This is a genomic window from Pseudoalteromonas sp. MEBiC 03607, assembly GCF_004792295.1.
Classification (GTDB): domain Bacteria; phylum Pseudomonadota; class Gammaproteobacteria; order Enterobacterales; family Alteromonadaceae; genus Pseudoalteromonas; species Pseudoalteromonas lipolytica_C.
The window spans coordinates 3097705-3122962 of record NZ_SRRY01000001.1 but is presented as its reverse complement, the minus strand read 5'-3'; the positions used below and the strand labels follow the sequence as shown (position 1 = coordinate 3122962).

Here is a 25258-nt window from a genome sequence, read left to right as displayed (position 1 = left end):
TTAAACAAGGCCTTTGGGTAACATTACAAAATTACAAACGCAGATCAGCGATTGTTAAGTTGTTGGTTGATCTCATCAAATATACTCGCATCATCAATGGTAGATGGAATTTGTAGTTCTTCACCATCGACCAATTGACGTAAGTTCTTTCTGAGTATTTTCCCTGAGCGGGTTTTTGGGAGGCGCTCAACATGCAAAATGTTTTTTAAGCAGGCAATGGCGCCAATTTGATTTCTTACCGAGTGAACTAACTGTTGCTCGACTTCTTTGCTATCGCCAAGGTAATCATCTTTGAGCACTATCATCGCCATGGGTAGTTGCCCTTTGAGTGCATCATTAACCCCAAATACTGCGCATTCAGCAACAGCAGGGTGGGCAGCTACAATTTCTTCCATCTCACCGGTTGATAAGCGGTGCCCCGCCACGTTAATCACATCGTCGGTACGACCCATAATAAATAGATAACCATCATCATCAATATAGCCGCCATCACCAGAGAGATAATAACCCGGGTACTCGCTTAAATAGCCCGCTTGAAAGCGTTCATTGTTTTGCCAAATTGTAGGTAAACAGCCCGGTGGTAAGGGAAGCTTTATAACCACAGCGCCACTTTCGTTTGCTGCACACTGCTCACCGTTCATATCAAGAATTTGTACATCAAAGCCCGGCGTCGGTACCGTAGAGCTGCCCGGTTTAGTGGCAAGTTGTTCAATACCAATTGGGTTACACGCAATCGCCCAACCTGTTTCTGTTTGCCACCAGTGATCGAGTACGGGCAAGCCCGTTTTGTCTTTTAGCCACTCATAGGTGGGCGGATCGAGGCGCTCGCCGGCCAAAAATAAACGCTTTAAACTTGAGGTGTTGTGTTGTTTAAAGCCCTCAGCGTTAGGGTCTTCTTTTTTAATTGCGCGAAACGCAGTAGGAGCACTGAATAAGGCGCTGACTTTATAATCTTCGACAACACGCCAAAACGCACTGGCATCAGGGGTTCTAATAGGTTTGCCTTCATAAAGTACGGTGGCACAGCGATAAATGAGCGGCGCATATACAATGTATGAGTGACCAACTACCCAGCCAATATCAGAAGCTGCCCAAAATACCTCACCGGGTTTCATGCCATACACGGTTTCCATGCTGTAATGCATTGCAACTGCGTGCCCTCCGTTTTCTCGAACCACCCCTTTAGGAGTTCCTGTAGTGCCTGATGTGTAAAGAATATAAAGCGGGTCGTCACCTGCAACAGGTACTGCAGCGACTGCACTTGCTGCCTCAGAGGCTGATTGCCAATCGATGTCTCGGCCATCTTGCATCTCGGCGATGGCTTGTTCACGCTGAAATACAATACAGTGTTCAACAGCATGCTTGGCGTTGTCGAGTGCTTCATCAAGCAGTGGTTTATATTCAATCACATGATTGATTTCGACCCCGCAAGACGCAGTAAGCACAAGCTTTGGCTTTGCATCATCAATACGCACCGCGAGTTCGTGCGGTGCAAAACCACCAAATACAACGGAGTGAATGGCACCGAGGCGCACACACGCCAGCATACCAATAACCGCTTGTGGGATCATTGGCATATAAATGACTACGCGGTCACCTTTGCTTACGCCAAGGGATTGCATGAGTCCTGCAAATTTAGCAACTTGAGTTTGTAACTCGCCATAAGTGTATTGTTGTTTGGTATTGGTAACAGGAGAGTCGTAAATCAATGCAGTTTGGTCGCCAAAGCCTGCCTCGACATGTTGGTCGAGGGCTAGGTAACAAGTGTTTAGCTGACCATCGGCAAACCAATGGTAAAAATCATTATCGTCATATTGATAAGGAGCACTTGGCTCTTTAAACCAAGGAATTCGTTTACTTTGCTCAAGCCAGAACTGACCCGGATCGCGCTGGAACTGTTGATATTGTTGTTGATATTCGCCCGCCATTGTGAGGCTCCTATACTTTTTAGTGAGAGATTTGTACAACGTACTAAAAAATATAGGGCGGTTTTTGATTAAATAATATGCGACCTTGGTCGGCATTAATTGGGCTAGATGTAGTGAAACCGCCCGGTTTAGGGGCGATTTCAGGGAATTGTGATACTAAACCTGTTGTTCACTAATAAGCGGTAAGCAAATAATGATCTTAACGCCACCTAGCTCACTGTGCTCAGCTTTTATAGTGCCTTTGTGTGTTTCAATCAGGCTTTTACAAATCGCCAGACCAAGGCCTGAGCCCCCCGTTTGACGGCTGCGCGACTTATCAACGCGGTATAAACGTTCGAAAATTTCAAGCAACTGATTATCAGTAACCCCGGGTGGGGTATCTTCAATACTAAAAGTAATACTCTGCTCTGAGGCTGTCGCTACAAATTTAATTTTGCCGGGTTTATCAGTATAAAAAGTACTGTTCGATAAAAGGTTAGTCAGTACTTGCTTAATTTTATCGATATCCCATGTCACCTTGATATCAGCAGCAACGCGAATGTTACTGGTAAATTCAAAACCTTTGTTTTCTACAAAAGCAGCAAAGTCTTGCTGCCAAAGGGATAGTACATCAGCAAGTAAGTAGGGTTTTAAGTTAAGGTACAGGCTATCTGAATCTGCTTGTGCTAGTTGATGGATATCACGGATCAGTATATTGATATCGGTAAGTTTTCGATTAATTGCATCGTAAGAGGCATCAACGTCTTTGGCGATATTGTATTGCAATGCTTCAACTTGCAATTGTAGTGCTGTGAGTGGCGTGCGAATTTCATGAGATACATCGGCTAGTAAGCGGTTCTTTTTATCAACAACTTCTTGGAGTAGCTGTGCTCGTTCGCTGGCAAGTTTACGCTTTTTAAATGAGCGGTAGCCAAAGCCTGATATCAGTAAAATCACGCAGCTTAAGCCCAATAACCACGCTTTAAATTGCCATTCACTTTCGCTTAGTTGGGCGGCTTGAATTTGCTTATCAGCACTCAATTGATTGATTTCTTGCTGATTTCGCATAAAAGCCACTTGGCTTTGCATTGCGGCCACTGTTAAGTCGTGCTGATTTTTACCGGTATTATCTTCAAGGGTTTGATAGCGGCTTTGCGATTCAAATGCTTGTTTATACAGTTGTAATGCAAGGTAAGAGTCAGTGAGTAGTTTATTTAAGCTGATTTGATCTTCAACATCATGCAGTTCGTCAGCCTGTTTTAAAGCTTGCTCTGCGGTTTTAATAGCTTTTGAATGATCATCAAGGGCTTGATAGATGCGTGTTTGAGTGATCCCTAAAGACACTAAGTGTGATCGAAAATTATAGTCAGTAGCGATTGCTAAAGCGCGATCAATATATGCTTGCGCTTCACTAATGTTGCCTTGTTTTATAGCAATTAACGCCATTAAATTATACGAGCGACATAGCCCTGTGTTTGAAGATGATTGTTGATAATAGCTAATCGACTTCTCAGCGTAATCGGTGGCTGTAGCAAGTTCACCTTGTTTAAGTGCAGCATAGCCAACTTTCATGGCACTATTACCAATATCGACTTTAGAGCCAATTTCTAAATCCAACACGTGAGACATTTTAAAGTGCTTTAACGACTGAGCATTGTCACCCATACGTCGATAAACTTCGCCAATTTCATAAAGCGCATCTGCAATACCTTTTTTATCATCAAGTTTTTGATGCAAAGAAAATGATAAAGTTAAATTAGCAAGCGCCGCATTGTGATCGCCAATAATGGCTTCAATAATACCTAAGTTTTGTAGCGCAGATGCATACGATTTTTCGTCATCGAACTCGCGTAAAATATTGACTGCTTTTTGTGCTTCGCTTAGAGCAGCTATGTATTTATCTTGCCAGCGTAAAATAGCTGCTAATCGCTCATAAGACTGGGCTATCAGCATAGAATCTTGTATCTGTTTGGCAATGGATAATGCATCTCGGTAGTGCTGCTCTGCTGTTAGAAAGTTACTTTTTCTACCTTGTGCGTAACCCTGAATAAGCATTGCTCGTACCGTTACAGCCTGATTATTTTGTGTTTGTCCGTAATCTAGTAGTTGCTCTGCATAGCTCAGTGCTTGGTCATAATCGCCATTGCTTACATTCATAAACGCCAACGATTCGAGCGCTTCTTGAATGATCTGTGGCTGATTGATGAGGGTTGTATCGTTAGTTAACTGCTCAAATATATCCGTTGCTTGGCTTGGATCACTGTTACGTAGCAATTGTGCTTCGTTTAGTTTTTCTTGAGCCTGTTCAGGAGTTATTGCAAAGGCGCTTAACGGTAGGCAGCTAAGGGCGCAAGCCAAAGCTAAGCTTTTATAAAATAATGGAGTGTTTTTCATTTTTAATTAGGTAAAGGCAACTGCCATTTTTGTAATATTGCTTGGTATTGACCACTTTGCTTCAAAGCTTCAACCGCGTTTCTTAATTGCGCTGCGAGTTGTTTATCTAAATTAAGGTTTGCAGCTAAATAAAGACCTGACGGAAAGTCATCTAAGTGTAGGCTTTTATGAATATCACTAGGTTCAACTCCAGATAATGCCAGTTCGTTTTGCAAGGTTAGAGTGTTGGTAAGCACAAAGTCTATGCGCTCTTTTTCAAGCAATTGCCAAAGTTGATGGTAATGACTGACTAGCACCAAGTTTTTATCTTCATTAAATCCCGCTTGCTTCAAATAATGTTCACTTGAATAGCCTCGAATAGTCGCGACACGGTACTGCTGAGCTTGCTTTAAACTAAATATTTTGTGGCTTTTGCTCGCAAGGTCAACGAGGTAAGCATCTGAAAAATAGGTTTGTGCTAACCACTTAAACCGGCTTTCACGAGCTGGATTTTTTAGTAACGAAATCATTAACATGTTTGGATTGTTTTCAAGCACATAAAAAGCCCGTGCCATTGGCATAATTCTGAATTCGCCGGAGATGTTTGCGCGTGCCAGAGCTGTTTTTACTACTTCAACAAGCGCACCGTCTGCTTCGCCTTGCTGATTTTTAAAATGGTACGGTGGTAAATCTTCGGCAAGAAAGGTCAGTGTTTTCGCAGCCGTCGCACAACTGATGAAACAAAGCAGGGTAGCAATCAGAAATGAGCGGAGCAGCATAAAGACCCTTTATCCTTAAACAAGTTATTAACATATTAATTAATATTAGTGAAAAGGTATAGGTTTTTAGCTGCTGCGTAAGATTTAGTTACTTTTTTTACTGCGAGGAGCACCCAGTAAAATACCTATATGACAAACACATACAGATAAAAATGCGCTTACGCCAAGTGCGCCGCCGTAGCCATGCAAACGTGGCACTAAGTATTCAAACAACATTGCAAATAGTAACGAAGATATGGCTAACGTGAAGATACCAAAGCGCTTTGGTGCGCTCATGCCAATGAAAGTCCCGCCAAAGAAAGCCACGCTGTAGAGCTCCACATCAACAGATAAAAGGCTCAAGACACTAAATGCAATAATGCTGGTAGCCGCTGATGCACGGATGCCATCAAAGCGATTATGATGCGCTAAAAAGTACGTTGAGTAGGCACCTAATAAAGCGGTAATAGCAATAAATAAATCCATTAAAAGACCCCTTTTGCCAGCATATAAAGCGCCACACTGGCAAAAGCAACACTACCAAGACGACCACCAAAACCTGCAAATAGATTCATAGTTAATACGTAAAGGCAGGCACCAATTAAAGAGATAAAGCTCAGTTCCCAGTAGCTGTTAATTAAACTTGATGAGCACATGCCAGCAAAGCTGCCAGCGTATATGGCTGCATATGGGTGATTACCAAAACGAGCAGGAAAAGGAATGAATGTGCCAACTAACCCAGTAACTGCGGCAGATAAAACAAGGGCAACATTAGCTTGATCATGAAGTAAAAAACAGGCAAAACAGCCAACAGAAAAGGCCAAAAACTTGACCATGAAAAATGTAATATGTGCCATTAATTGACGATACACCTCGCTTAAGTAGGTAAACGAGGTGCATTATCTCATTGATGCGTTTAGTCCTGCAACTGCGCTTTGGCGGGTATTGCTGCTACTTTGGTATGGTGACCATACAAAGCAACAATTAAAAAGCAAACAAGTGGTACAACAAACGAAACCGCAGTGTTAAAGGCATCTATAGTTGCGGCTTGGATCAGCGGTAAAAATGCGCCTCCTAAAATAGCCATTACTAAGCCTGCTGCACCCACTTTTGCATCTTCACCTAGGCCTTCAAGTGCTGTGCCGTAAATGGTTGGAAACATCAAAGATAGACAGCTCGAAATAGCAACAAGTGCGACTACGCCTATTAAATTAACTTGCGTTGCAACAATAAAACAAAGTACAGCTGCAACTAAAGCCATAAAACGCAGTAATTTAGCGCCGCTCATAAAGCGCATGAGCCATGTCATAATGAAGCGAGATACTAAAAATACCAACATCGAATATTGTAATACTTGGCCACCAGTCACCTCTGTGGTGTTAAGTGCTTCCATGGTGTAGCCAATGGTGTAGGTCCATACACAGGTTTGAGCGCCAACATTAAAAAATTGTGCCAGCACACCAAATCGATAATGCTTGTTTTGATACAAATGTTGAAAGGTCTTTTTAAGTTTGTATGGCTGCGCTGCTACTTTTGTTTCTGTTGCAGGAGAGCGGCTAAAGAAAATACATAGCCATAGCAAGATTAAACAACAGGCCATGCCTACATACGGCACCATCACAGCATCGAGTTCAGCACTAACAACGGTTTTTAATTGTGCCTCATTCATCAAAGCACGGCTTGCACTATCGGCTTGATTTAAGTTTGGTAAGATCAACGTCGCCGCCAAAAACACACCAATATTAGTCCCAACGGGGTTGAAAGCTTGTGCCAGGTTAAGTCTGCGGGTTGCTGTTTGCTCGCATCCTAACTGCATGACATAGGGATTTGCAGAGGTCTCTAAAATAGATAAACCACCTGCAAGTATAAACAAGGCCAATAAAAAGTGACTATAGAGCATGGTTTGGCTAGCAGGGTAAAACAATAAAGCACCACAGGCGGCCATGGCTAAACCTACTAACAGCCCCGTTTTATAATTAAACCGTCTATTGATCATTGCCGCCGGTAAAGCTAAGCAAAAATATGCGCCGTAATAACTAAACTGCACCAGTGCTGATTGCAAGGCACTCATCGAAAATGTTTTGCTAAAAACTTTCACTAATGGGTCTGTCATATTGGCTGCAGTGCCCCAAGCAGCAAAGCAAATTGTAAGCAGAATAAAAGGCCATAGCATTTGGCGCGATACAATAGCGGACTGTGTTTGCATAGTTCACCAGATTAATGTGTTCATATTGTTGTGGCCGACAGTATTCACGACTACAAATAATAAATCAACCTAGTTGATTTATTATTTTGACTGGTAGATAGTACGCCAAACAGGTCTAATAGGCCGCTTATCAGGTTGTATCAAGAAGGATGTTATGAAGAGCAGTTTATCGCGAGCACCAAGAAGCAATAACGAGCGCGCAATTTTAAGTTTAATTAGGCAGCAGCAAAGCATGCCTAAGGCACAAATAGCGAAGGCGTTAGCTTTGTCTGCTCAGGCGGCAACAGTGAATATCAACAAGCTCGAAGAAGATAAGCTATTGCTTCGTGATGCACCTGTTAAAGGCCGAGTAGGGCAGCCAAGTGTGCCATTTAGGCTTAACCCTGATGGCGCGTTTAGTTTTGGTTTAAAAATCGGACGACGACGCTTCGATCTGATACTCGTTGATTTACAAAGCACACAAAGAGCGTCTGTATCTTTGGAGGTGAATGAGGCATCGGTTGATGAACTTAAAGTATTTTTAGAAACACATATTCCACAATTAATAAGCCAATTAGAACCTGAGCTGCGCTCACATGTGTGCGGGCTTGGGGTCGCTATGCCGTTTGATATTTGGCAATGGCAAGCAACTTCAGACTCAGCAAAAAATCCCCTTAGCCAATGGCAAAACTTTGATTTGAAAGGCTACTTAGAAAGTCAGTTTCAGTTACCGGTTTATATTAATAACGACAATAACGCAGCCTGCTGTGCAGAGTTAAGCCTCGGAAATCCTAATAACTATAGCGATTTTTTATATGTCTATTTAGGGGCTTTTTTAGGTGGCGCTGTGGTGATTAACCATCAGCTTCTCGAAGGCAAAAGTGGTAATGCCGGTGCAATAGGATCCATGCTAAACGCTGAACGCGAACAGTTACTTAGCCAATGTTCGTTACTGTCATTGCAAAGCGAGTTTGATAAGCAGCAACTTAGCATTTCAGTTTACGAGCTTACCGACAGTCAGTTTGCAGAGCATAAACGGCTAGTTCAGCCTTGGCTTGAAAAAGCCGCAGAGGCTATCAGTATTGCCATGCATAACAGTTTAAGTTTGTTAGATATGCAAGCTGTGATTATTGATTCGCCGTTACCGAGTAAAGCGCTTGAACAGCTCAAGCAGTTATCAATTGCAGCATTTGCACGCTTAGATAGTCGTGGACTACGTAGCTGTGAAGTGAGTTTAGGTGTGTGCGGAGAAAAAGCGCAGTCGATAGGCTCTGCCCAACTTGCGCTTAGTCATCATTATTTTTAAACAGGAGTGAGCAGCTCACTCCTGTTTAATTTATTACTTCTGATATTGTTTGAACCACGCAAGCGTGTATTCAATTTTCGAAATCATACGCGATGGACGACCCGCAATACCATGTGGTGAGCCCGGTACACGAATAAGTACGGTATCTACCTTTTGCAGTTTTAATGCTTGATAGAATTGCTCTGATTCTGAAATTGGCGTACGGCGGTCTTCTTCACCTGTCATGATCAATGATGGCGTGGTTACGTTACCCACTAATGAAAGCGGCGAACGTTTCCAGTAGTGTTCAACATTATCCCATGGCATGCCCGGGAACTGGTTACGAATTTGACCAATGTAGCTGTCGGCAGTCAGTGTTTTACTTAACCAGTTGATCACTGGTTTGGTAATTGCCGCAGCGTTGAAGCGGTTTGTTAAACCAACCGCATAAGCCGTTGCAATACCACCTGCTGAACCACCAGCAATAAATAAGTTATCTTTGTCGATAAACCCTTTCGCGATCATGGCATCAACCGCTGAGTTATGGTCAGCAAAGTCTTCTTCTGAGCTGTATTTACCATCTAACAGCAATGCAAAGTCTTTACCGTAACTTGTTGAACCACGGTAATTTACATATACAACCACATAACCTTCAGCGGCATAACGTTGTAATTCAGCAGTAAAGCTTGGGCCATAGGCTAGATGTGGACCGCCGTGAATTTCAACCATTAATGGATATTGCTTGCTCTCATCAAAATCAGGTGGCGTGATGTACCAACCTTGAATGGCTTGGCCGTCAAACTGCGACTTAACATTCAACTCGTGTACTTTACCTAGCTTTTTATGGCCTAATATATCTTCGTTTAATGAAGTAAGCGTTTTAGTTTTACCTTTGTATAGGTAGCCTAAATCAGCTGGGCGATACTCGTTGCCTTTTGTATAAGCAATTGCGCCATTGTTGGCCATGCTAAAACTACCGCTAACATACGGGCGACCAATTGAAGTGCCCGATAGCGTATCAGTTAAATCAGTTACCTTACCGCGGCTGGTTACTTTAGCGAGCTTACGCTTACCAAAATCATCGTATTGAATAACAAAGTCGCCATCGCCTGACCACTTATAATCAGCCACTGAACGGTCTAATTTTTCAGTAATATGCTTGATTGATTTATCATCTAAATCAAGTAATGACAGCGTTGAGTTAATATAAGGCACAGGGGCGTTATCACGAGCAACAAAGGCTAGTTCATCACCGTCTTTAGCATAGTAAGGATTGCTTTCTCGGCCCGGTAAATCTGTTAGCTGTGTAAGCTCACCTGATTTTACGTTAATTTCATAAAGGTCTGACTCAGTAGTGCGGTATTCCCACTCATCATTGCGATCAGCAGAAAAAGCCAGTTTTGTGTTACTTGGATCCCAAGCAAGTGGACCATAGTGCTGATAATCACCCGATGTTAATTGGCGTGGTGTGCCACCCGAAACAGGAATAACAAAAACGTGACGATATGAAGGTTCTAAAAAGCCTGCACCATCAGCTTGATAACGCGCTTTTTCAATTACTTTAACTGGTTTTGACCACTCGGCGCCTTTTGGTTTTTTTGGCAGCTTTACTGATTTAGCGAACGCAGATTTACCTTCAGGAATACTCATGGTGAAGGCAATTTGTTCAGAATCATTTGACCAAGTTAAGTTACGTACTGATTTTGGTAGTTGCGTTAATAATGCTTGTTTGTCTTGTGCTAACCAATAAACGTGAAGTTGATTTGAGCCACTTGAGTTGCTGGTAAAAGCAATTTTCTTGCTATCTGGAGACCAAGTTGGTTGGCTGTAGTTATGTTCATCAGAAAACAGCGGCGTGTGTTGACCAGACTTTAAATCGTACAGCCAAAAGCTACGTTTGTTGCCATCTTTCATGATGTCGTAGCCGCTACGCACATAAACAATTTTTTTACCGTCTGGGCTTATTTGTGGGTCGCCTGCGTATTCAAGTTGAAAAATATCTTCAGAAACAAATTTGTCGTTAGCATATACCTGAGCTGTTGTTGCTGCGCACAGCAAGCTGGCTCCAATAAAAATTGATTTTTTTAATTGCATGGAATGGTCTTTTTTTAGCCGTAAAATTTTATCCTAAAAGCAGACCATGCTGTGCGCAAGCACATTGAGATAAAGTTGCATTTACCCCAGTTGAATTGACTCAAAGTCTATATGTGCTTCGCTAGTACCTGATTTTAAAGGCTTAGGCAAACTTAAAATAGTCATCCCAACGACTATCTAAGCGTTGTTTGGCATTGGCTAAATCAACCGCCGAATAAAGATCATTGTTTTGATTAACCAGTTCAAGCTTGATGAGTTTGTCTAAAGCATCATCAATTTCAAAGTCGAGCTGGCAATGATGTTGCTCGTTAAACCATTGCTCAATTTGCTTATCTAATTGCTCTGCCGTCATCTCAGATTTGCTCTTTAATAAAAAGGTGTAGGCAAGCAGCGCTTCTTTTACATCTTCTTCTTCAGCTGCATCAACGAGGGTATGAAAAACACCTGCGTTGTTATCGAGGTTTTTAAAATACAAGTTGTCGGCCAGTGCTTTCATAAAGCGAATTTTACGATTTTTAAACTTGCTCCACTCTTTAAATATAAAGCTGCCAAACACACCCATGCCGATTGCAAAGGTAATAAAGTGCTGCTGACTCATATGCACTTCTTCGCTGCGCCAACCGCCCCAAAAAGCAATCAAGGCAATAAGTAGTAAAATTGACGCGCCTAATTTTGTTACCAACACCACAGCACCACCAATCAGGGCAGATGAGCCAATGATAAGTTTATCAATCGGGCGCATTTTTACTTCGCTATTCGGAAACAGCATTTCTAAATCGGCTTTGGGGACATTCTGGAATAATTTGACGATGGTTGAATTGGGCTCGAATCCTACCGGCATTTTGCCTTTTTCTAAAAAGTACTGCTCGTCTTTAAAACGGATGAAAATGGCAACGCGGTCATAGTTGGTGAACTGAATTTGTTTTTTGCGCAGTCCCCAAAAACTGCGTAGCGTCTCGGTTTTTTGCGATTCGCCGCGACGATAAAAGACCACTTCTGCAAAGTCGTTAAACTCAACAGCCAAACGGACTTTAAATAAAGACTCTTCTTTAAGTGCATCTTGCAAGTCTTGATTGGTAATGGTTTCAAAATTGGCGGCATTGAGTACCGTGGCAAAATCTTTAGCAAAAGCTGATTGATAGTTGGCACGCTCAGCATCGGTAATAGGTTTCAGCGTGCGGGTATCGCTATTAGGGTCAAATGGCGCATAGTTGTTTTTTAATGACTCCAGCAACCCGTGATATTGATAATGGGTCACGCTTTGCAAAAGTGTAGCAAACTCCTTAAACGAATTTGATTGCGACTCACCTAAATAGGCTTGGCAAAGGTTGATGATGTCGTGTTTACGAAAAGGAATAAAGCGTGCGTTAATCATTATGCTAATATTTATTTAAACAGAATTCGCTCAGATGATAAAAAATTAATCTCGAGAATGCGACTGTTACAAACAAATAGCATGACGTTAGACTTTTTTGCTGGTTAAAAGGGATTGTTTTAGGTTAATTACTCCAGCCAAAATGCTGGTTTTTAAAATTCACGGTCGCTTTGTCATGCACTTTTAAACACGCTTTGCTAATGTTGAGCCAATTGCAGTAAGTTGTCGTGATCTGTTATGAGTATACAACCTCCACCAATCGAAGTTAAAGCTGAGTTAAACTCAGTACCTCTAGTTATAAAGCAGCTTTTTATAAGCGTGTTCATTATTTCATTGTTGATGATTGTGGTGACATATCTTTACCATTTTAATCGATTAGAAAATGATATTTATCTCAATGGCGTATTAACAGATGCCATTAATCTATTGATCCTCATATGTATATTTGCCTTTGTGCAAACATCGGTAGTAGCACAAAGAAGCTATTTATTTTTAAGTATTGGTATTTTTCTATGGAGTGTCGGGCTGACCTTCGACTTTCTAGATGAACTTGTGTTTCAGCCTATTTGGGTGGGAATTTATATCGAGGATATTGCTCGAACAATTGGTATGTTGGTTACTGGCTTTGGTTTGTTTTTAGCTTTATCAGACTTAGCTAAAACCCGCGAGCAACTTGAAGAAGAGCTAAAAACAGATGTGCTTACCAAAGCCTATAATCGCCGTTATTTCTACCACTATGTACTGCAAAATCAAGATACACCGCATAGTATTGTAATTGTAGATATTGATCACTTTAAAGCGATCAATGATGAACATGGTCATGATGTTGGCGATCAGGTGTTGATTGATTTTGTATCGCAATGCCATAAGGCATTAGACCCGCAAATTTTATTTGCCCGTATAGGTGGTGAAGAGTTTGCTTTATTTGTTCCAACTGAAGATCAAGAAATATTGAGTCAGACATGTCAGCAACTATTGTGCTTGGCCAGTAACGTGATGGTTACGCCGAGTAAAACACTCAGTGTGAGTGTAGGTTCAGCTATAAAACGCGCCACAGAAACATTTAGTAATGCAATGAAACGAGCTGATCAGGCACTATATCAGGCTAAAAACCAAGGCCGTAGCCGTTATATTCATAAACCGTAAGGGACGGTTAAGGGTTTTTGTTGTACCCTAAAGCCGAGCAAAACGATTAAGGATGAATAATGGCAATTGCTAAAAAGTTAAAGCAAAAAACACGGCAGTTTATCGACTCTAAACATATGCTTAAATCGATTACGGTGGCATCATTTTTAGAGTCAACCATAGTGCCTATTCCGCTTGAAGCTGTGCTTGTTCCGTTAATGCAAGCTCGCCGTGAAAAGCTGTGGTTAATCGCATTAATGGCGACCATTGGCTGTATTATTGGTGCTATTTTTGGTTATGCCCTTGGTTATTACCTATTTGATGTAGTAGGCGATTGGGTAATTAATACCTTCTCAAATCCTGAGCAATTCGAGCAAGTTAAACAAAAAATGCAAGCACAAGGCTTTTGGTTTGTATTGACGCTCGGTATAGTGCCCATTCCATTTCAAATTGCCATGCTTGCCGCGGGTGCAACTAAGTATTCAATTTTTCTCTTTTTACTGGCTACGGTCATTGCGCGCTCAATCCGTTACTTTGCCCTTGCTGCAGTTGTTTATTACGCGGGTAATCAGGCTGAGCGAATTATTCAAAAGCACAAAACCAAAGCCTTAGTCGCTATTTCTGTGTTAGTACTGTTAATTTGGTGGCTTAGCACACTCATTTAACAAATAAAAAATACTGATTATGGTTATCCTGTCTATACTTTTAATTAAGGAAAGCACTAAAAAACAACAGGATGACCCATGAATACCCTAGTGGCTGCACTGCCTATTTTGCTATTGATCTGGATGATGGTAAAACGCAGCCCCATCGCTTCTTACATTGCTTTACCAATAACGGCGCTGCTCGCTGCTTTACTGCAACTGTTTTACTTTCAAGCTGATTTAAGGCTGTTGCTTGCCAATGTGTTTGCTGGTGTGTTGTCTGTCATGACGCCCATTTCGATTATTGCCGGGGCTATTTTACTTAATCGCATGTTGGCAATATCAGGAGCCGAAACCACGATTAAACACTGGCTCGAATCAATAAGTAGTAATCAGGTTGCGCAATTGATGATCATAGGTTGGGCATTTGCATTTATGCTCGAAGGTGCATCGGGGTTTGGTACGCCAGCGGCTATTGCTGCGCCTATTTTAGTCGGGCTTGGTTTCTCGCCTTTTAAAGTGATTGTTTTCACTCTTATTTTAAACTCAATTCCCGTTTCTTTTGGTGCTGTGGGCACGCCAACGTGGTTTGGCTTTTCGGCGCTACAGTTAGATGATGGGCAAGTGCTGGCTATCTCAAAATGGACGGCACTTTGTCATGTTATTGCTGCTTTGGTTATTCCTATGATTGCGCTGTGTCTAGTGCTGCCACTAAAAAAGGTGCGTCAAAATAGCGTATTCATTTATCTAAGCGTGTTTTCATGTGTCTTGCCTTATTGGTTGTTTGCCCAGTGGAACTATGAGTTTCCATCACTGATTGGTGGTGCAGTGGGGCTATTAGTCACTATTTATTTGGCAAGCCGGGGAGTGGGTTTAGATAAATCAGCTGCAAATACACAAAGCTCGAAAAACAAGGTTGAGTTCACACCTAAAACGCTGTTTGTAGCCTTATTCCCGCTATTACTCTTGATTGTTGTGCTGGTCATAACCCGTATTCATCAGCTGGGTATTAAAGCACTGCTTAACGACGAAACGCTCTGGCTGAGTGTCAATTTGGGCTTTGCGCAATTTGAATCAAGTAAAGCGCTGATCTTATCTTTACATGAGATATTCGGCACCTCAGTGGAGTGGTCATATAAAACCTTGTTTGTTCCAGCCTTGATCCCGTTTGTATTGGTGGTGTTGATCTGCGTGCCGTTACTTAAAATGAGTAAGCCACAAGTAAAGCAAATGTGCTCCGACACCTTAGGCCGTATTGCTATGCCATGTATTGCTTTAATCGGGGCGCTGGTGATGGTGAATATTTTAATGCAAGGCGGCTATAATGCGCCCATATTTTATATGGCGAGTACCTTTGCTGATTTAAGCGGTGAGCACTGGGTGTTATTTGCCTCGTACTTGGGGGCACTCGGCACTTTCTTTTCAGGCTCGGCAACGGTGTCTAATCTTACCTTTGGCGGTATTCAATATGGTATTGCTGAGCAAGTGGGCTTATCAGAAACCTTAGTGCTTGCGTTGCAATCAACAGGGGCGGCGATGGGGAATATGATCTGTATTAGCAATATTATTGCTGTAGCCAGTATTGTTGGAGTGAATAATCAAGAAGGGCCAGTGCTTAAGAAAACCTTTTTGCCGATGCTAATTTACGGAGCAATAGTTGGGGGCTTTAGTTACCTATTTTACTGATTAAACATGTGCAGATAAAAAAGGTGCTCAGATAAACCGAGCACCTTTACGGAGTAATTTATTGAATAGCTTTTTTTACTTCGCGCCAATCAATAATCTTAAAGTTTTGCGGTGCTTGCGGCATACGGTTGTAACCATCTTGCACAATTAGCACCCCTTCAGGGTAGCCCGGAAGCGCAGCCGGTGTTACCGTTAAGCCATCGGTTTCTGAAACGCCATCTATTGCTAACTCTAAGTTATTGCTGATTGCAAACTTACCTGCAAATTCAAGGCTAGGGGTATTGCCATCGATAATTTTATAAAGCACATAGCTGTAATCACCTTGGCTAGAAACCACTAAATAACGGGCATCTTTCGCGTGATAGATTTCCATGCCTTCTACATCATCAACCAACATATCGTTCACGGTTTGTAGCATTACAGGTTTATTTCCTGCTGTTGGCTCAGCGCCAATAAACCAAATACCTTCGTCTTCTTCACCTAAAAATAGCTGTGCGGTTTTATCATCTGCACTGCAACCTTCTGGTTGGCTCGGTACACTAAATTCGCGTACTAGTTGTGCTGATACGCTCTCATTATTACCAGTTAGTTTGTATTGCTGAAATAGGCCTGATTTGTCATTCATAAACACATAGTTGCCTGTGTTTGATGAGTACATACACATACCGTAAATTTCGTTTAGAGTCGTTGGCAGCTCAGCAAGATGTTGCACCTGATTGTGAGTATCCACGCTATAAACACTGATGCTGTTATGAGAACGGTTACTACCTGCAATCCAGGTATTCGTTGCGTTGTTGATACTAGCATGTTGGCGCACATCAACATTATTTAAACGGCCTGTTTCTAGCGCTTGTAGCTCTTTGCCAGCAAGGTTATATACCATTAAACCACGGCGTTTATCGGTGCCTAAAATTAGGCTTTTTGCTGCATTTTTTGGATTTACCCAAATGGCAGGGTCATCGGCGGCATCACCAAAAGCACGTACTGCATCGGTTTGCGCTTGTGCATTGATGTAAGTAACAGCGGCTGTTTTAGCGCTATTATGTTGTTTAGCCTGCCCATCTATTTGACCTTTTACATAATGACCTGATTCGTCATCGTATAACACGATATCAGCTTGCTTATTGTTAAAGCGCACTGCGGCAGATTCAATCGCCAGTTCACCAGCAAATTGCCAGCTGCTAAAACGTTTAGTACTCTTTTCGTAGCGATGTAATTGGTTATCTTCAGAGGTGGTGAACCATAAGCTACCATCATCTGTTGTGCTTAAACCGCCAACTTCAGGCGCTAAGCTGCCAAATGGCGACATCAAAGCCACGGGCTTTTTATCGGCGCGCGATTCAGCATCTGCGTTAATTTGCCAAATGCCTAGCTCGCCTTCACTTAAATAAAGAGTTTTACTGTTATCATCAACCGCACAGCCTGATGTTTCACTTACGCCAGCAAACTCACGTAATTCAAGGTTTAATGCGCGTTTGTTTGCCATATCAAACACCAGTGTTTCGCGGATAAGACCACGAGCGTCTGTCACAAACGCCGACACAGCTTGAGTGGTCGGGTTAGCAAATAAACACACCGCTTCAGGTTTTGCTTTGGGTGGGCTGATCCGGCTAATTTCAGTCAGCTGCCATTTAGGCGCTTTTTGTAAGCTAAAAATCACCGCTTGGTCGGCTTCGTTGTCGATGCTAGCAACAAGGTAACTGTTTTTGTTGATTGCTTTAACAGATAGCGCTTCGAAGTTACCTTTTTGTAATCCGTGCTGTTTACCTGTGGCATCAATAAGTTGTAGGCCTTGGCTTTGTGAGCTTAATAGCCAAGTGTCATCAGCAAGGGCTGCCGCTTGTGAGCCTTGCATATTTTCAGTTGTGCCAAAGGCTGTTAATTGGTTTTTGCTTGGTGCCTCGGTTGCCGTTGTTTGGCTACACGCAGCTAGGGTGCTTAGCATTACTGCACTGGCAACAAGATTAAGTGGTTTTTTAAAATTCATGGGATCCCCAAATATACAACAAGGCAGCAATGCGCTGCCTTAATAACTCTTATGTGTATTAAAACGCGTAGCGCAGCATTAACTGAATAACAGGGCCTGCTTCTTCAGACTCCAATTCATACTCGTCAAAGTCGCGGTTGATTTGGTCATCAACCGTGTCGAACTTGTTAAAGGTTTCGTCTTTACTTGCATCTAATAGGTTTGAGCCCACTAAACGAAGCGTGACGTCTTGCCAGCGTTTTTCTACGAATAGTTCAAGGTCTGCGCCGTAGTGTGTGGTTACTTCTTCACCCACGATACGGCCATAAGCATCACCTTGTTTACGGTAAGTTGCACCGAACGAAGCGCCTAAATCAGGTAGGTCTTGAATAAAACCAACGTTAAACACGTAGTCAGATTGGTCGTTGAATTTACGGCTACCGAAAGTGTCATCTACTTCTGAATCAAGCCATGAGTAGTTAAAGAATACCCCTGTGTTCGGCATGCTAATAGCGCTTAGCGGCGTTGATAAATCAAGCTCGATACCTTTTACGTTGCCATCACCGGTGTTACGCGGTTGCAAAATGTAAGTACCATCACCTTCTGAACCTTGTTGGCCTGTATTGGCTATTTCGATAAGGTCTGTGACATCACGATAGAACACGTTGATACCCACGACGCCGCTTTTACCTAAGCGATATTCATAGCCTAAGTCCATACCCCACGATGATTCTGGTTGTAGGTCTGGGTTTCCTAAAAAGTCGTTATCGCCTAGCTCTTTTTCAAGTAGAGCTGGGGTGATGTAATCAAAGTCAGGACGACGTAAGCTACGTGCAACCGACGCACTTACACGGCCGTTTTCAGAGACGTTGTAGCGTAAATGTGCCGATGGTAAGAAAAAGTCATAATCGTTTTTAGCGCTGACACCTTCTGCTTTGTCAGTAATGGTTGAGTCAGTTGTTTCGTAGCGCACACCTAACTCCCACGAGAAGTCTTGGTCTTCGTGCTTAACTAATGCAAACACATCTAGGCGGTCTTCTTCGAGTTTATTGACGCCACCAGCGGCTGCTTCAAACTCGTTGTTAAAGCCTGCCAGTGACATTGGTGTTTGGCTTAACTGATCCCAGCTAGTAAAGCTTTGTTCGCTTTCACTTTCGGCTTGATAAACCGCAGTATCGCGCTCTTTACCTTGTACAAAGGCACCGAATTGTATGGTTTTGCTCTCGCCTGCAAATAAGCTATGTTGCCATTGTAATGACCATTCTTTGTCATCAAGGTCTACGGTTTCTTCTTCTTCCTCAAACACCATAGGTAACTCAGAGGTATCGATTTCTACTTCTTGCTCGTAAACAGACTCTTCAAAGCTTGCAAAACCAAGCTTAAATTTACTGGTGCCACCAAAAAGGGGTAACTCATAACCCGAGTTGATGTTGTAGTTGGTTTGATCGATGAAAGATACATTGGCGTTGTCGGTTTCAAGGTTACCGCCTTCAACAATTGAGTTATTGATTGCTGTTGGATCGTCATATTCGAATGAACGCTCATCTTCAGTACGGTCGGTATCAACCCAAATTGCGCTGATATCGAACTTGCTGCCATTATCAAAAGCAATTTCGTAGCTGGCGTTTAGCGAGGTATCGTCACCGTCGCGAATATCTGATTGATCTTCGCGGTTATCAAATTCTTCGGTTTTGTAATTAGCGTTATTCTCTGGGCTGTCGCCATAGCGTAGGCTTGATTTTTGTTTTGGGTTATAACGACCTTGTAAGTTCGCACCAAGTAGTAAACGGCCGCCAGCAAACTCAGTGCCGTAAACACCAGCAAAGCTTTCTTTTAATTCGCCATCGTCATAACGCAGGCCACCCGCACGAAGGTAACCACCATCTAGGCTGTAACCGTCACGCAATACAATGTTTAGCGTACCGGCAATGGCATCGGCAGAGCGGTTTGCACTTGAAGCACGAATAATTTCTACACGCTCAATTAGCTCGGCAGGAATACGGTCAACAAAGAATGAGCGGTCAGCACCTGCACCAGGTACTTCTTCACCGTTGATAAGCACCTTTGTGTAAGCTGGGCTTAAGCCACGCATACGGGCGCCATCAGACTCTAAAACATCCGATAAAAACGTCACACTTGGTACGCGTTTTAATGCATCACCGGCAGTCAGCGGTTCAAAACGTTGAAAGTATTCTTGTGAGTATTCAAGCGTCGGTGCCAGCTCTTGTGAGCGGTTGCGATAACCAATCTCGCCATATACAACAAGCTCTTCAGAGACTTTTACTTTTTTCTCATCGCTGCTTTGTTCGTCTTGTGCGTAAGCGGCAAATTGGCATAAGGCGAGGGCACTTACTAACGCCTTCGTTTTAAATTGTTTCATGGGTTTGCTCCTGGTTGTCCTTGGTTTGATGAGCAAAGTACGCAGCTTAAATGACGCAAATGTGACAGAAAATCGCTAACAGCCAGTAAAAACAAGTGATTAGCGGATTTTAAAAGTACTTTTGAGCTGCAATAACCCCATCTTTTTAAGGTAAATACAGTGCTTAAGGGGTTTAACAAGGTTTGACTGTCGTTTTGTTGTCACATCATTGAGCTAATATGACCCTGCTGCTTTAAACGCCAACGAGTTAGCATGGCAGCGTGAATTATTGTTAGGTAACGAGAATGCGATATAACCCTTTTACTCATCATCGATTTTTAACCAATGCTGTTATTGCACTGTTTGTAATTGCGTTTTTGCTAAGCGCACAAGCAGGAGAATTAAAGCCTCTAGCCGATATCGCATGGTTAGATATTTTAGGCGAGGGTGGCATTGTGCTTATGACCCTTACTTGGATAGCTGCGCTGCTTATTTCGAGGCCGCCCGGCAAAGTCACCAGCTTTTTAGTGCTTGGACTTGGGCTTTTTATGTTTTCAGCTTCCCTTGATTTATTTGATGAGTGGTTACATCAACCAACCAATACTTGGCTTACTTGGATTGAATCATTGCCTGCGCCGATTGGTATGATTTTCACAAGCCTTGGGCTGTATCAATGGCACCAAGAGCAATACGTACTGAATAGGCAGTTAAAGCGCCGTGAAGCACAGCATCGTGAGCATGAGTTAGTGTGTTCAATAACCGGGCTGTATAAGGCTGATTACTTACAAGCTGTGTTAAAAGAGCAGTTAAGTGAGCCACAGCCATTGCAACTAGCCGCCATTGATATTCGTGGTTTTGCTGATTTTAACGCTGAATTTGGCTTTATCGAAGGCGACCGCTTACTAGGTGAAGTAAGCGAGCTTTTATTGATGAATTGCCGTCTTAGCGATGTGGTGTGCCGCTATGCAGGAGACTGCTTTATGGTGCTAATGCCAAATACCAGCGCAGTACAAGCGAAAGAGCTGGTGGCGCAAATTACCTCGGCGCTGAGTCATTGTGCTTTTAAGGTCGAAGGTGCAAAGCACGCGAAGTTTCAAGATGTAACAGCGGCCTTAGTAGGCAGTATACAAGGCGATACACCACAAAGTTTAAGCTCGCGTTTACACGCTAAGTTACAACAACAAAAACAACAAAGAGTCAGCCATTGTGAAGCCGTATCTTAATCAAGATGACAAATACCTCACCGCACAGGGGCTGATCACCACGCTGGTGGAACTGGCCTTAAGTCGCGGCATTGCACTGCATAAGTTACTCAGAGGCACAGGGGTGTTTGAGCAAGACTTAATGAGTGTGCAGCATCAGTTTAGTATTTCACAGCAAGTGCGCTTATTGACGCAGTTTAAGCAGTTGATGAAGTCCGCCGACAGCGGTTTTTTATTAGGCAGTCAACTAGCAAACGATACCTCTGTTGCCGCCCAAGGCGTGTTACATGCAGCGCACATCGGCCAAGCTTTAAAGCAGTTACACAATTTGCGAATGCAACTGGCACCTTTGTTATTTAGTTATAGTTATGTGCATAACGAGCAGTATTACATTGTGCTGCAAAATGCTGTGGGCTTGGATGATGAAATAAGCCAGTATGTTATGGAAATTTACAGCGCTGCGTTTTACCAAATTCTTAAAAAAGTGGCGGGTGAGCGAGTCCCTTGTCAGTTTGAGTTTGCCTATAAACGCGCCAGACATAGCCAAGAATACGAGCAGCATTTAGGTCTTAAAGTCGCTTTTGAAAAGCCTATAACCCGTTGGGTATTGAATAAACACGCGCTTAGGCTCACTAACCCCGCGTTTAGTAGTTTTAGGTTTTCACAAATTAACTCGCAACTTGCGGCATTAAATACTGCAAACAGCACTTTTGTGGAAGCCGTAAGCCGATTAATTTATCAACATCCGGCGTTAAATTTAGAGCAGGTAGCCAGCCAATTTGCTATGAGCCCCGCAACCTTCAAACGCAAACTGAAAGCCCATGGCGTGCGTTTTTCTACTTTGTATGATGAGCAAAGCAAGCGCAAAGCGATTTACCTACTTGCCATGCGCGAGCAATGCAATGAGCAAGTCGCCATGCGCTTATCATTTTATGATATTGCTAATTTCAGACGAGCATTTAAACGCTGGACCGGGCTTACGCCAAGTCAATTGAAGGGCTAATACTCACTTAGTTTTACTGAGTGATAATTGAAAAAAGTCCTTAAGCTCACCTATATGACTGATTGGATGAAGATAAAAATATATCAATTACGGGCAGTTATTTTAATTAAGCTGCGTTAGACTACTGTTATTGATGTAATTAACCGAGGTCTCAAATGATTGAGTATCCTGTTGACCAACTTCCCCAGTTAATTGATGACTTGCTTCAGTGTGACACTACAACACGTAAAAATAAGTTACTTGCTGATGCTAAAGAAAAGCTTTCTACTGAGCATTTATCGTTATTGTTTGAAGCATTACCTAAAGAACAACGTTTAGAAATTTGGCAATTACTTGATGAAGATACCCAGCATGAAATTTTCATTAACTTAGGTGGTGATAGTTGTCGCTGGTTGTTACAGAGTTTAGATGAAGCTGAGGGCTTTAAGTTACTTGACGAAGTGAGCGTTGAAGAGCTACTTGAACTTGAAGAAATTATTCCCGAACGCTTTGTTGATTATGCACGCAGACAACTTGATGAAGTTCAAACGAAGCAATACGACCTTGCACAGCAATATAACCCTGAGCAGCTAGGTCACTGGCTCGATTTTGATGCGCTTAAAGTGTCAGAAAAACTCACCGTAGCTGGCGCGCGTAAAATTTTTCAAAAAGGCTTACCACAGTTCACCGAAGTGATTTATTTGGTGAGTCGTAAAGGCACACTCATTGGTGAAGTGGCAATTAATTCGTTATTTAAAGCCAATGATAACGACAGCCTGCTGGATTACGCGAACCTTGATGTGTCGGCTTTACACGCTGATGACGACTTATATGAAGCGGCCGAAGTGGTTATTCATAGCGAAAAAATGGCGATGCCAGTGGTTAACACCGACAACAAACTATTAGGCCGGTTATCAGTGTCATCAGCTTATGAATTGCGTCAAGAAGTAACAGACGAAGCCGCTGCAAAAGCGGGTGGTCTACGTGAAGACGAGGATCTGTTCTCAAGCGTCACTAAATCGGCAAAAAACCGCGGTATTTGGCTTGGTATTAACCTAGCAACGGCGTTTTTGGCCTCTTGGTTTATCGGTTTGTTTGGTGCAACTATCGAGCAAGTGGTTGCACTAGCGGTACTTATGCCGGTTGTCGCTTCTATGGGCGGTATTGCAGGTAGTCAAACGTTAACGGTTATTGTGCGCGGTTTAGCACTCGGTCAGGTGACCGACTCTAACCGCAGAGCGCTGTTGAAAAAAGAGCTAAGAGTAGGGGCATTAAATGGCTGTGTTTGGGCCTTTGTGATTGGCGTGCTTACTTATTTCTGGTTCAACGATGGCATGTTAAGTTTAACCATTACTATCGCTATCTTACTTAATTTAGTGGCTGCCTCGTTATCGGGAGTCGTGATCCCATCTATTTTGGATAAGCTCAAAATCGATCCTGCTCTTTCAGGCTCTGTGATTCTTACCACAGTCACCGACATTGTGGGTTTTGTCACCTTTCTTGGCTTAGGTAGCTTGTTGCTACTCTAAATAATTTTAAAGCAGGTTAACTCGGTGCTTAGCCTGCTTTTTTGTTAGTCATGCAATTTCAAACTTATTAAGTGTATAAAAATGCTTAAATTCACTGTGTGAAGAATCTAAATTATTAATATTAACTATAAGTTTAGCTAAAAAGTGCTGTAATATAGCAGGATATTTTGTTATTTTTCTGTGTGTATTGTCACTTAGAAGTTAGTAGATGAAGAAAAGTTTAACCTTTTTGTTATTTAGTTTCTGCAGCTTTAATGCTTTAGCATCAGAGAACTTTAGTGACCATGAGATATTCTGTAGCCAACAACCTCAGGCTCTATGCTTAGATTATATTAATCAACAGCTAGCGGTAGCAGAGCCTGGTTCGGCACGCTGGTATGAAATTAAGTCGTATCAGTTTGATTACTTTTACGACAAAATGGAATATCTCGCCCTTAAAGATAGCACCGAGCCATTTATAAATGGCAAAGACCTTCCGGTTGTTTTTCAAGTTCAAGTTTATTTTTATTACGCAAAGTCGATGCAATATTTCGGCAATCATGAACAAGGCCGCAAATTCGCGACTTTGGCATTTGAAAACCTACAGGCTATTTTCGATTCATTCGGTAACCCAATGCGCATGGTTGAATTGGCCAATTTGCAATACGTGTTTGGCAACAAAGAAACAGCATTGCACATATTAGATAGGGCTGAACGTCGCTTTGGAAAGAGCAAAGATCCTATTTTTCATTTTGAACTTGCTTCAAATAAAGCCAATGTTTTCCATTCACTGGGTGATGTAGATGGAGCACTCGCAAGTCGTCGGGTTGCTGTAGATTGGATTTTAAAAACAAACCATAAGCGTAAAATCTCTGTAGCATTAGGCAATTTAGCGAGAACGTATCAAATACTTGCTCAGTACGACGAAGCAGATAAATTGTATGTTCAATCACTTAAGTATATTGATGTAGAGTCTGATCGTTTTGTTCTTGCTATTTATAAGCTACGCTTGGCTGAAATCAATTGGCAGGCAGGCAAGCCAGAACAAGCTTTAAAGTGGTTTAAGCAAGTGCATAAAGGTGACATTCGTAAAACACACGCGAAGCTTTATGCACAGCTAGAAAACGTACTTTAAATATTGTAAAAACAGCCCGGTTTTTCGTCTTCACCCGGCGCTAAAATTTGTAGGTGAGTTGACTCACCTTGTTCCATCAACGGTTTCATAGTTTTATCAAATTGTTTAGCGGCATGTTCAATTAATTTTGCTTGCTGTTCTAACGCTTTAAAATCGGCATCATGAGCAGCCATAAGTTTATTGAGTTCTTTAGCCAGTTTATCTTGCTCTTTTAATAAGCTTTTATTAATTCGTAGGTGGTTCTCGTCTTCAATAACTGCTTCTTCGGTGATCGCTTCTATTTGCTCAGAATAGTCAGTAACTTGTTGTTCTATGTCACTAATTGGTTGTTCTAGCGCTTCTAGTTTTACTTGTTCACGTTCAAGCTCTAGGTATGCAGCAATCTGTTCGTTATTGAGGGTACTTTCGCTTACCTTTTTACAGTCTTTAAAAGTAATAACGCGATAATCGCCCTGAGAAACTGCATTATCTGCGTTTGCTAAACTGATGCATGCAGCACTTGCAGTGATGAGGAGTGCTCTTGTGGTAAAATTTCGTAAATTCATGATGCTGTCCTTCCTAATAGGTAATGTTAATTAGTTAGTCGCAGCAAGTGGGAATAAAGTTTATGGCATAGGCGCTTTTTTAAAAATTATTTAAAAAAGCGCCTAATTTTAAAAAGTTAGCTGTGTGCT

19 protein-coding genes are annotated in these 25258 nt (G+C 42.3%); 8 read left to right on the top strand and 11 right to left on the bottom strand.

Annotation, left to right across the window (positions count from 1 at the left end; all coding sequences use genetic code 11):
• Nucleotides 1-44: 44 nt before the first annotated feature.
• From E5N72_RS14230 to fucP, 6 genes are all read right to left on the bottom strand, one after another.
• Nucleotides 45-1928, bottom strand: coding sequence for an acetate--CoA ligase (locus E5N72_RS14230; protein WP_135925738.1), 1884 nt, complete (start codon nt 1926-1928; stop codon nt 45-47).
• 156 nt (nt 1929-2084) lie between these two features.
• Nucleotides 2085-4301 carry a tetratricopeptide repeat protein gene (locus E5N72_RS14225; protein ID WP_135925737.1) on the bottom strand — a complete coding sequence of 739 codons (2217 nt, stop codon included), beginning with the start codon at nt 4299-4301 and terminating at the stop codon, nt 2085-2087.
• Nucleotides 4302-4303: 2 nt separating this feature from the next.
• Nucleotides 4304-5059 (bottom strand): transporter substrate-binding domain-containing protein, encoded by a 756-nt coding sequence (locus E5N72_RS14220; protein ID WP_135925736.1) that lies wholly within the window; start codon nt 5057-5059, stop codon nt 4304-4306.
• 84 nt (nt 5060-5143) lie between these two features.
• On the bottom strand, nt 5144-5524 hold the full coding sequence (locus E5N72_RS14215) for a hypothetical protein (RefSeq protein ID WP_135925735.1): 381 nt from the start codon (nt 5522-5524) through the stop codon (nt 5144-5146).
• Nucleotides 5524-5874 carry a hypothetical protein gene (locus E5N72_RS14210; RefSeq protein WP_135926302.1) on the bottom strand — a complete coding sequence of 117 codons (351 nt, stop codon included), beginning with the start codon at nt 5872-5874 and terminating at the stop codon, nt 5524-5526. Before E5N72_RS14210 ends, E5N72_RS14215 begins: the two co-directional genes overlap by 1 nt.
• A gap of 80 nt (nt 5875-5954) precedes the next feature.
• Nucleotides 5955-7244 (bottom strand): L-fucose:H+ symporter permease, encoded by a 1290-nt coding sequence (gene fucP / locus E5N72_RS14205; RefSeq protein ID WP_135925734.1) that lies wholly within the window; start codon nt 7242-7244, stop codon nt 5955-5957.
• Between the two features lie 154 nt (nt 7245-7398).
• Here fucP and E5N72_RS14200 point away from each other — a divergent pair, with 154 nt between their 5' ends.
• Entirely contained in the window at nt 7399-8529 is a 1131-nt protein-coding gene (locus E5N72_RS14200) for an ROK family transcriptional regulator (protein ID WP_135925733.1), read from the top strand.
• Nucleotides 8530-8562: 33 nt separating this feature from the next.
• Here E5N72_RS14200 and E5N72_RS14195 read toward each other — a convergent pair whose 3' ends face one another.
• Together E5N72_RS14195 and E5N72_RS14190 are read right to left on the bottom strand one after the other, a co-directional pair.
• Nucleotides 8563-10602 carry a S9 family peptidase gene (locus tag E5N72_RS14195; RefSeq protein WP_135925732.1) on the bottom strand — a complete coding sequence of 680 codons (2040 nt, stop codon included), beginning with the start codon at nt 10600-10602 and terminating at the stop codon, nt 8563-8565.
• A 142-nt stretch (nt 10603-10744) separates the two neighbouring features.
• Nucleotides 10745-11977 carry a TMEM143 family protein gene (locus E5N72_RS14190; RefSeq protein ID WP_135925731.1) on the bottom strand — a complete coding sequence of 411 codons (1233 nt, stop codon included), beginning with the start codon at nt 11975-11977 and terminating at the stop codon, nt 10745-10747.
• 237 nt (nt 11978-12214) lie between these two features.
• Here E5N72_RS14190 and E5N72_RS14185 point away from each other — a divergent pair, with 237 nt between their 5' ends.
• The 3 genes from E5N72_RS14185 to E5N72_RS14175 all read left to right on the top strand — a co-directional run bounded on the left by E5N72_RS14185 (nt 12215) and on the right by E5N72_RS14175 (nt 15432).
• Nucleotides 12215-13123 (top strand): GGDEF domain-containing protein, encoded by a 909-nt coding sequence (locus tag E5N72_RS14185; RefSeq protein ID WP_135925730.1) that lies wholly within the window; start codon nt 12215-12217, stop codon nt 13121-13123.
• Nucleotides 13124-13182: 59 nt separating this feature from the next.
• Nucleotides 13183-13767: a VTT domain-containing protein gene (locus E5N72_RS14180; RefSeq protein WP_135925729.1), complete on the top strand. Its 585-nt coding sequence runs from the start codon at nt 13183-13185 to the stop codon at nt 13765-13767.
• Nucleotides 13768-13845: 78 nt separating this feature from the next.
• The gene (locus tag E5N72_RS14175; protein WP_135925728.1) at nt 13846-15432 is read left to right on the top strand and encodes an L-lactate permease; all 1587 of its coding nucleotides are present in this window, start codon (nt 13846-13848) and stop codon (nt 15430-15432) included.
• Nucleotides 15433-15490: 58 nt separating this feature from the next.
• Here E5N72_RS14175 and E5N72_RS14170 read toward each other — a convergent pair whose 3' ends face one another.
• Complete coding sequence (locus E5N72_RS14170; protein ID WP_135925727.1) at nt 15491-17419, bottom strand: phytase; 1929 nt, start codon at nt 17417-17419, stop codon at nt 15491-15493.
• A 58-nt stretch (nt 17420-17477) separates the two neighbouring features.
• Nucleotides 17478-19778, bottom strand: coding sequence for a TonB-dependent receptor (locus E5N72_RS14165; RefSeq protein ID WP_135925726.1), 2301 nt, complete (start codon nt 19776-19778; stop codon nt 17478-17480).
• A 284-nt stretch (nt 19779-20062) separates the two neighbouring features.
• Between E5N72_RS14165 and E5N72_RS14160 the strand changes: the two genes are divergently transcribed.
• From E5N72_RS14160 to E5N72_RS14145, 4 genes are all read left to right on the top strand, one after another.
• Nucleotides 20063-20980, top strand: coding sequence for a sensor domain-containing diguanylate cyclase (locus tag E5N72_RS14160; protein WP_130166939.1), 918 nt, complete (start codon nt 20063-20065; stop codon nt 20978-20980).
• Nucleotides 20964-21962 (top strand): AraC family transcriptional regulator, encoded by a 999-nt coding sequence (locus E5N72_RS14155; protein ID WP_135925725.1) that lies wholly within the window; start codon nt 20964-20966, stop codon nt 21960-21962. Before E5N72_RS14160 ends, E5N72_RS14155 begins: the two co-directional genes overlap by 17 nt.
• Before the next feature lie 155 nt (nt 21963-22117).
• Nucleotides 22118-23470 carry a magnesium transporter gene (locus E5N72_RS14150; protein ID WP_135925724.1) on the top strand — a complete coding sequence of 451 codons (1353 nt, stop codon included), beginning with the start codon at nt 22118-22120 and terminating at the stop codon, nt 23468-23470.
• A 208-nt stretch (nt 23471-23678) separates the two neighbouring features.
• A complete protein-coding gene (locus E5N72_RS14145; RefSeq protein ID WP_135925723.1) occupies nt 23679-24584 on the top strand; it encodes a tetratricopeptide repeat protein in 906 nt (301 codons plus the stop codon).
• Here the strand turns inward: E5N72_RS14145 and E5N72_RS14140 are convergent.
• The gene (locus E5N72_RS14140) at nt 24581-25129 is read right to left on the bottom strand and encodes a hypothetical protein (protein ID WP_135925722.1); all 549 of its coding nucleotides are present in this window, start codon (nt 25127-25129) and stop codon (nt 24581-24583) included. The genes E5N72_RS14145 and E5N72_RS14140 overlap by 4 nt on opposite strands.
• Nucleotides 25130-25258: the final 129 nt, after the last annotated feature.